This is a genomic window from Pseudomonas sp. MWU16-30323, from assembly GCF_020515595.1.
In the GTDB taxonomy this organism is placed as follows: Bacteria; Pseudomonadota; Gammaproteobacteria; order Pseudomonadales; family Pseudomonadaceae; genus Aquipseudomonas; species Aquipseudomonas yamanorum.
This window is the reverse complement of sequence record NZ_JAIWYM010000023.1, coordinates 94,097-102,234: the sequence shown is the minus strand read 5'-3', so window position 1 is coordinate 102,234 and position 8,138 is coordinate 94,097. Positions and strand designations below refer to the sequence as shown.

Genomic DNA, 8,138 nt, shown 5'->3' with positions numbered 1-8,138 from the left:
CTGTTACAGGGCCCACTGAACGCCCTGAGACGCCAAAGCAAGCCGCTGGCTTGGTTGGATCGATAGCAAAGACCCTGGTCGAAAGACCGGGGTTTTTTGTGTCTGCGATTTGGCTCGGTGCTTGATGTGCAGGGGCCGGCAAGCCAGCCCCGCGATCCGGGATCAGAACCCCAGCTTGTCCCGCAGCCCGTAATACCAGGCCCCCAGTGCTGCAAACGGCGTGCGCAACAGTTGTCCGCCCGGGAACGGGTAGTGCGGCAGGTCGGCAAATGCATCAAAACGCTCAGCCTGGCCTCTCAGTGCTTCGGCCAGCACCTTGCCCGCCAAGTGGGTGTACGTCACGCCATGGCCGCTGCAGCCCTGGGAGTAATAGATGTTATCCCCCAGGCGACCGACCTGCGGCAGACGCGACAGGGTCAGCAGGAAATTGCCGGTCCAGGCGTAGTCGATCTTCACGTCCTTGAGCTGCGGGAACGCCTTGAGCATCTTAGGCCGGATAATCGCTTCGATATTCGCCGGGTCCCGCGCGCCATACACCACGCCGCCGCCGAAGATCAGGCGCTTGTCGCTGGTCAGTCGGTAGTAATCCAGCAAATAGTTGCAGTCCTCGACGCAGTAATCCTGCGGCAACAGCGTCTTCGCCAGTTCGTCACCCAGTGGCGCAGTGGTAATCACCTGCGTACCGCACGGCATCGACTTGGCTGCCAGCTCCGGCACCAGGTTCCCGAGATACGCATTGCCCGCGACAATAATGAACTTGGCCCTGACCTTGCCGTGGGCTGTGTGCACCACCGGATTGGCGCCGCGTTCAATGCGAATCGCCGCCGACTGCTCGTAGATCGTGCCGCCGAGGGACTCAACCGCCGCCGCTTCGCCCAGCGCCAGGTTCAGCGGGTGAATGTGCCCGCCGCTCATGTCCAGCAGGCCGCCTACATAGTTGTCACAGGCGACCACTTCGCGAATGCGGCGCTCGTCCAGCAACTCCAGCTGAGTGTGACCGTAGCGCTCCCACAGGCGCTTCTGCGACTCCAGGTGGCCCATGTGCTTGCTGTTCAGGGCGGCGAACACGCCGCCGTCCTTCAAGTCGCACTGGATCTGATACTTGGCCACACGCTCCCGAATGATCTTGCCGCCCTCAAACGCCATCGCGCCCAGCAACTGCGCCTGCTTGGGGCCGACACTGCGCTCGATCACATCGATATCACGGCTGTAACTGTTGACGATCTGCCCGCCGTTGCGGCCCGACGCGCCAAACCCCACCTTGGCGGCTTCCAGCACTGTTACGCGAAAACCGTTCTCCAGCAGGAACAGCGCGCTGGAAAGCCCGGTATAGCCGGCACCAATCACGCACACATCGGTTTCGACTTCACCTTGCAGCTCAGGGCGAGGAGGGGCCGCATTCGCAGACGCGGCGTAATACGACTGGGGGTAGGGGGTGTTCGCCATCCTGGAACCTCTGTTTTATATTTTTTACGAGTGCGCCGATCCTACCTGAGTTGAAAATCCGCTGCCAGCCACCGGAAAAATACCGTCGTGCCGCGCACAAATAAAAAATTCGCATATTCATAGGCTTAGCTGCAAAAAAGGTGTTGACACCCCTCGGGAATTCCGTAGAATGCCGCCTCACAGCAGGCACGTAGCTCAGTTGGTTAGAGCACCACCTTGACATGGTGGGGGTCGTTGGTTCGAGTCCAATCGCGCCTACCAAACAAAATCCGCTCTGCTGGGCGGTCTAGAAGGGCTCACCGAAAGGTGGGCCCTTTTTTGTTGCCTGACTAAAATCACAGGCAAAGAAAAGCCCGCGATGGGGGCGCGGGCTTGAGGGTTTCACCAGGAGCAGGTAAACCATAGGGGTTCATCTGTGAAAGGAATGTGAAAGGATTTCAGCGCCCAGCGTTCTCACCCGCCAGAGCCAGGTTACCCAGCACCTCATCAATCAGCCCAAGCTGCCAGTTGAAGTACGGATTGAACGTCAACCGCGCGTGCATCTTGCCCGGCTCGCGATAACCCCAGTCCGAATACCACACCTCTGACCCCTGTTCGCAGGCACGGGTGGCGTCTTCGGTCTGGCCGTTCCAGCAAAAGCGCAGGCTGCCGTGTTCGCCGTAGAGCGCGTTGTCGGGTGAGAACAACAAGCCCATGTGTGAGAACTGGCTGATCCGCAGTTCCGGCACGTAGTCGGTGCGCGCTTTTATCCGCTGTGTGTCCCAGGCGCTCTCCGGCAGTGTTCCGTACCACGCCAAGCGGCTGTGGGGATTACTGAAGCGCTGCTGGAAGGTCTCCAGCACATAGTTCGTATCGAGCACTGAGTCGTGGGCTGCGACGGCAATGAACACCGGTTTGTCATAGGGGCGCCGCTCCAGGTCCTGGCGGGCCACTCGGCTGCTGCGGTAGAACTGGGCGAAGCCATTGGTGGGGACGGTCATGTAGCGCACCAGGCTCTGTTGTGGCCGGCTTGCGTCTGGCGCCAGCAGCCACGGGCGTGCCCAACTGATCAGCGGCGTCAGCCAGTCGTAGGTCATGCTGGACTGGAAGGCGGGGGAGAACAGCAGCAGCCCGGCGACGTCGTCGTGTTGGTAGGCGTAGTCGAGGACCAGGTTGGCGCCGGTGGAAAAACCACCGAGGTAAATCTCACCCACCTGCGCGCGGAGGATCGCGGCCTGTTCGTCCACCACCTGGCGCCAGTCTTCCATGCGTACTTGCAGCATGTCCGCCGGTTGTGTGCCGTGGCCGGGCAGCAGCACGGTCCTCACGAGAAAGCCTCGGGCGGCCAGTGCGCTGCCGATATCGTGGAACGACCACGGAGAGTCGCCCAGGCCGTGCACGAGAATGATCCCGCGCTTGGGGGCGCCTATGGGGCGCCATTCTTGTGGTGCGTTCCAGTTGAGTTCGGCTTCCCTGTCGGTGCCCTGGAAGTCGCGATGGTCCCGCAGCCACTGCAAGGTATCGAGGCGGTAGGCTTCGAATGATTTCTGGCCCAGCGGCATGCCCGGTTCTGCGATGGCGCTCGTGCAGAACAAAAAGGCGAGGATGCCGCCAGCAACACTCCAGAGCGCTTTGCGGGGCTGCATATAAGGTTTGTTGTTCAAGACAGGTTCTCAGCGGAGCGTAACCGTAAGGTCATGCACGATAATGACCTGCCTTGTATCGCCGATAGTGCGAAACAGTAGCAAGACGTTTCTTATGACCTCAGAAACGGTCCAACCGATAGGGCTCAAGTGCCAGCAACCCGTTGGGCGCAGACGTTGCCAGCTGTGCAATCAACTCCGCCGTGACCGCCGCCTGCGTCAGCCCCAGATGCTGGTGTCCAAACGCAAGCAAGACCTTGCCATCGCACACTTTGTCGATGATCGGCAGCGAGTCCGGCAGGGAAGGGCGAAACCCCATCCACGGCGTCGCGCCCTCAGCACTCAAATCACGACGAAACAGCCCCTGACTCAGCCGGTGCAACTGCCACGCGCGCTCCATGTTCGGCGGGCGATCGAGGCCGGCAAACTCGACGGTGCCTGCCAGCCGCAATCCTCCATCCATGGGCGTCATGATGAACTTGCGCTCCAGTGACGTGACGGCGAACGGTAGCCGCCCTTGCTCAATGGGCAACATCAAGTGATAACCGCGCTCTGTATCCAGCGGGACCTTTTTGCCGGTCAGTTCGGCGGTCAATTTGGCTGAATGCGCACCGCAGGCAATCAACACCCGGCGCGCCGCGACCACGCCTTGGTCAGTCCTTAACGAAACACCGTGCTCGCCCAACTGCCCACCCAAAACCGGTTGCTTGAGAAATTGCACCCCACAGGCTTTGGCCGCGTCCACCAGTTCGCACACCACCCGGTAAGGATCGAGAAAATGCCCGGTGCGCGGAAAGAACAACCCGCCCTGAATCCCTTCACTGAGTTGCGGCGCTACTTCCTGTATCGCACTGGCCTGCCAGTAATCCACCGGCACTGCTTGCTGGCGCATGCGTGCCTGCAAGGTATCGATGGCCTGGCGTGAGTCGGGGCGCTCGAAGATCAGCAATGAACCGTCTTCGCGCATCAGTTCGTTACGGTCGATACTGCCCAGCAGCCGCTGCCAGGCGCCCAGGCTGCTTTCGTTGAGGGCGCGGATCCCGGCGACGGTGCGCTGGAAGGCCGTCGGGCGCAGGTTCAACAGCAGTCGGGTAAACCACGGCAGCGCACGTGGCAGGTATTTCCAGTCCAGGCGCAGCGGGCCCATCGGGTCCATGAGCATGGCCGGCAAGCGCGTAAGGATCGACGCATCCGCGATGGGAAACACTTGCTCGGTTGCCAGGTGCCCGGCGTTGCCGAACGAGGCGCCGTGGCCGGGTGGCTGTTGGTCGATGAGCACCACGCTCAGCCCCTGGCGTGCCAGTTGCAGCGCGCAGGCAACACCGATAATGCCGGCCCCGACCACGGCGATGTCTGGAATGACGTTATCGCTCATGGCCTAGGCTTCTCTCTGACCGTCGAGCAAGCGCCGCAACAACAATGGATTGCCATGTTGCAGTGCCGTCGGCAGCAAGCCGTCCGGGAAATCCTGGTAGCACACTGGCCGCAGGAATCGCAGGATGGCGGCGGTGCCCACCGAGGTGGTGCGCGAGTCTGACGTTGCCGGGAAAGGCCCGCCATGCACCATCGCATCACAGACTTCCACGCCGGTCGGCCAGCCGTTGACGAGCAAGCGACCGGCCTTGCGTTCCAGGGTCGGCAGCAATGCGCGGGCGGCGTCCAGATCGTTGTCATCCAGATGCAGGGTGGCGGTCAACTGGCCTTCCAGGTGTTCGCTGACCTGGCGGACTTCATCGGCGTTGGCACATTGCACGATCAAGGAGGCGGCGCCGAATATCTCGGCCTGCAAGCTGTGGTTGGCGAGAAAATCTTTTGCGTGGGTCACAAACAGGTGGGCCTGGCCTTGGTTCGGGCCTTGCGCCGCCAACCCTTTGCCCGCGACATGAGCCTGCTTCGCCAGCACGCTGATGCCGTCTTCATAAGCCTTGAAGATTCCCGGTGTGAGCATCGTCTGGGCAGCGCTGTGCCGGAGCAGATTGGCAGCGTTGCCGATGAAGTGGTCCAGCGCCTGCCCCGCAACGGCAATCACCAGGCCGGGGTTGGTGCAGAATTGGCCCGCACCCTGGGTCAGGGACGCGACAAACCCCTGGGCCAATGCTTCACCGCGCGCGCTCAACGCGGCGGGAAACAGGTAGACCGGATTGATCGAACTCATCTCTGCGTACACCGGAATCGGCTCGGGACGTGCCTGGGCTGCCTGGCACAGCGCGATGCCACCGCTGCGCGATCCGGTGAAACCCACGGCCTTGATGCGTGGATCGCACACCAGTGCGATCCCGACTTCGCGGCCCGAGCCGCACAACAACGAAAACACACCATCAGGCAGGCCGCATTGCTGAACGGCCTTGGCCACCGCGCGACCCACCAGTTCGCTGGTGCCAGGATGCGCTCCGTGAGCCTTCACGATCACCGGGCAACCGGCTGCCAGTGCCGAGGCGGTATCACCGCCGGCCACCGAGAATGCCAGCGGAAAATTACTCGCGCCGAACACCGCCACCGGCCCCAGCGGCACTTGGCGTTGGCGCAGGTCCGACCGGGGCAGGGACTGGCGATCCGGCTGAGCCGAATCAACCCGCACATCCAGCCATTCACCCGCGCGCACCGTGCGGGCAAAGGTGCGCAGTTGGTGACAGGTGCGGCCGCGTTCACCTTGGATACGTGGGCGGGGCAGGCCGGTTTCGGCCATCGCCCGTTCAATCAGCTCATCGCCCAGGGCTTCGATTTCGTTGGCGATGGTTTCAAGGAATTCGGCGCGAGCGGCCAATGGCGTTTCGCGGTAGGTATCGAAGGCGCTCCAGGCCAGGGCGCAGGCTTGGTCTACCTGCTCGGCAGTGCCGCCGGCGTAGGCGGGTTCCAGCGCAAGGTTGGTGGCAGGATTGATCGCCCGAATTGCCTCGCGGCTGCCTGGAATGGAGTGCTGACCAATCAGCATAGTGCCCGTCAGAGTCATGGCGTAGTCCTGAAAGTAAAGATGGGCTTGGCAAAGAGAATTTACTGTGGGAGCTGTCGAGCCCGAGTGAGGCTGCGATGCAGGCGCTGTGGTCTGGCAGGTACAGCGCGGTGATCCCATCGCAGCCTCGCTGGGGCTCGACAGCTCCCACATTTGATCTTTGCTGCCTTGAGTATTGTTAAGCGACGTTCTGCTCCGCCGACCAGTTGGCATACCACTGGCGGAACAGCCCGTACTGGTTCTCGGCATAACGACGCTGGGCATCGCTCAGGGCATCGGTCTCGTTGAAGTGCAGGGTGTATGCCTTGTCGCCGTTGAGCACCATCAGATGTTTGTAGAACAGCACCAGGTCGCAGCCTTCGTCGAAGGACGACAACACCGCCAGCGCCGACTCCAACTCCCGCGCCTGGCGACGTGCGGTGGCGTCGCCCTTGGCGGCTTTCTTGCTCAGGGCCACCAATTGCAGGACTTCCCGTGGCAGCGCGTTGCCGATGCCGGTGATCGCTCCGGTGGCGTTACAGTTGACGAAACCGTGGACCACCTGGGTATCCACGCCGACCATCAAGGTCACGTCATCGTCCTTGGAGGTGATGTGTTCGGCCGCGTAACGCAGGTCTGCCGCGCCGCCGAATTCCTTGAAGCCGATCAGGTTCGGGTACTCGCGACGCAGCTCAAAGAACAGGTCGGCGCGGGTGGCGAAGCCGTAGTAAGGGCTGTTGTAGATCACCGCCGGCAGGTTCGGCGCGGCCTTGAGGATGGCCGCAAAGTGATCCTTCTGCGCCGTCGCCGAGGCGCCACGGGACAGCACGCGCGGGATGACCATCAAGCCATGGGCGCCGACCTTCGCCGCATGCGCTGCGTGGGCCACCGCTTCACGGCTGTTGACCGCGCCGGTGCCGACGATGGTCGGTACCCCGGCGGCCACCAGGCGCGCCACGCCCTCCTGGCGCTCGGCTTCCGTCAGCAACGGCCAGTCGCCCATGGAACCGCAGTACACCACTGCGCTCATGCCGATATCGATCAATTCGCGGCCCTTGGCGACCAGTGCGTCAAAGTCCGGTTTGCGCTCGGCAGTGCACGGGGTCATCAGGGCGGGGATGCAGCCGGTGAAGATGTTGGTGTTCATGGTTTCAGCTCCAGTTTGATTGAAGGGGCGGGGGCGGCTTAGATGCCCCACGCGAAGGGATCCTGTTCGTCGATGAGTAAGGTGCTGTCGGCGGTCATGTAGGCGCGGCCGGTGATGGAAGGGCGCACACGTTCGCCCTCCCATTCATAGCTGCCTTCGAATTGGCTGCCGGTGATGCTGGCTTGTATCCACGGTTCACCGGCGGCGAGTTTGCCATCGGCCGCCAGGCACGCGAGCTTGGCGCTGGTGCCGGTGCCGCAGGGCGAGCGGTCGTAGGCTTTGCCCGGGCACATGACGAAGTTGCGGCTGTCGGCCTGGGCGTCGTCGGCGAACAGTTCGATATGGTCGATCAGCGCGCCGTCTTCACCGTGGATGCCCTGGGCTTCGAGGGCCTTGAGCATCGCCCAGGTGTAATCGGTCAGGGCTTCGACGTTGTCCATTTGCAGCGCTTGCCCATGATCGGAAACCAGGAAGAACCAGTTGCCGCCCCAGGCGATATCGCCGTAAACCCGACCATGCCCGGGTACGTCCACTGGCACCTGCTGGCGATAGCGGTAGGCGGGCACATTGCGCAACGTCACCGCGCCGTCGGCGTGCAACGTGGCGCTGACCGGGCCGACCGGCGTGTCGATCTTGTGCACCCCCGGCGCGATCTGCCCCAAGTGATGCAGCGAGGCAACCAGGCCGATGGTGCCGTGGCCACACATGCCGAGGTAGCCGGCGTTGTTGAAGAAAATCACGCCGCAGGTGGCATCGGCCGAGACCGGCGCGCAATACAGCGCGCCCACCAGTACATCGTTGCCACGGGGCTCCAGCAGGCACGCCCTGCGCCATTGGTCATGCTGAGTGCGCAGGTTGTCGAGCTTGTCGGCAATGGTCTCGCCGGCCAACTCGGGAAAACCTGTCATCACCAGGCGCGTGGGTTCGCCGCCGGTGTGGGAATCGATGATGTGAACTCGTTTCATAACAGTGTCCATTCAGGGGTTGGCTGAGG

General features: G+C 62.5%; 6 protein-coding genes and 1 tRNA gene. 1 reads left to right on the top strand and 6 read right to left on the bottom strand.

All coding sequences use genetic code 11. The features are described from left to right. Positions 1 to 162: 162 nt before the first annotated feature. Positions 163 to 1,446, bottom strand: coding sequence for an FAD-binding oxidoreductase (locus tag LIY45_RS22915; RefSeq protein ID WP_226477697.1), 1,284 nt, complete (start codon positions 1,444 to 1,446; stop codon positions 163 to 165). A 184-nt stretch (positions 1,447 to 1,630) separates the two neighbouring features. Here LIY45_RS22915 and LIY45_RS22910 point away from each other — a divergent pair. Next, positions 1,631 to 1,707, top strand: a tRNA-Val gene (locus LIY45_RS22910). A 176-nt stretch (positions 1,708 to 1,883) separates the two neighbouring features. Here LIY45_RS22910 and LIY45_RS22905 read toward each other — a convergent pair. The 5 genes from LIY45_RS22905 to LIY45_RS22885 form a co-directional block, all read right to left on the bottom strand. Continuing rightward, positions 1,884 to 2,987 carry an alpha/beta fold hydrolase gene (locus LIY45_RS22905; protein ID WP_346269020.1) on the bottom strand — a complete coding sequence of 368 codons (1,104 nt, stop codon included), beginning with the start codon at positions 2,985 to 2,987 and terminating at the stop codon, positions 1,884 to 1,886. Positions 2,988 to 3,189: 202 nt separating this feature from the next. Further along, entirely contained in the window at positions 3,190 to 4,443 is a 1,254-nt protein-coding gene (locus LIY45_RS22900) for an FAD-dependent oxidoreductase (RefSeq protein WP_226477696.1), read from the bottom strand. A 3-nt stretch (positions 4,444 to 4,446) separates the two neighbouring features. After that, complete coding sequence (locus LIY45_RS22895; RefSeq protein ID WP_226477695.1) at positions 4,447 to 6,018, bottom strand: aldehyde dehydrogenase (NADP(+)); 1,572 nt, start codon at positions 6,016 to 6,018, stop codon at positions 4,447 to 4,449. Positions 6,019 to 6,196: 178 nt separating this feature from the next. Then, positions 6,197 to 7,144, bottom strand: a complete 948-nt coding sequence (locus tag LIY45_RS22890; RefSeq protein WP_226477694.1) for a dihydrodipicolinate synthase family protein — start codon at positions 7,142 to 7,144, stop codon at positions 6,197 to 6,199. A gap of 38 nt (positions 7,145 to 7,182) precedes the next feature. After that, on the bottom strand, positions 7,183 to 8,109 hold the full coding sequence (locus tag LIY45_RS22885; RefSeq protein ID WP_226477693.1) for a 4-hydroxyproline epimerase: 927 nt from the start codon (positions 8,107 to 8,109) through the stop codon (positions 7,183 to 7,185). Between the last annotated feature and the right edge of the window lie 29 nt (positions 8,110 to 8,138).

What these genes read in the sequence shown, in the direction of transcription:
- LIY45_RS22915 (WP_226477697.1), bottom strand. Translation starts at nt 1,446, where the DNA reads ATGGCGAACACCCCCTACCCCCAGTCGTATTACGCCGCGTCTGCGAAT.
- LIY45_RS22905 (WP_346269020.1), bottom strand. Translation starts at nt 2,987, where the DNA reads ATGCCGCTGGGCCAGAAATCATTCGAAGCCTACCGCCTCGATACCTTG.
- LIY45_RS22900 (WP_226477696.1), bottom strand. Translation starts at nt 4,443, where the DNA reads ATGAGCGATAACGTCATTCCAGACATCGCCGTGGTCGGGGCCGGCATT.
- LIY45_RS22895 (WP_226477695.1), bottom strand. Translation starts at nt 6,018, where the DNA reads ATGACTCTGACGGGCACTATGCTGATTGGTCAGCACTCCATTCCAGGC.
- LIY45_RS22890 (WP_226477694.1), bottom strand. Translation starts at nt 7,144, where the DNA reads ATGAACACCAACATCTTCACCGGCTGCATCCCCGCCCTGATGACCCCG.
- LIY45_RS22885 (WP_226477693.1), bottom strand. Translation starts at nt 8,109, where the DNA reads ATGAAACGAGTTCACATCATCGATTCCCACACCGGCGGCGAACCCACG.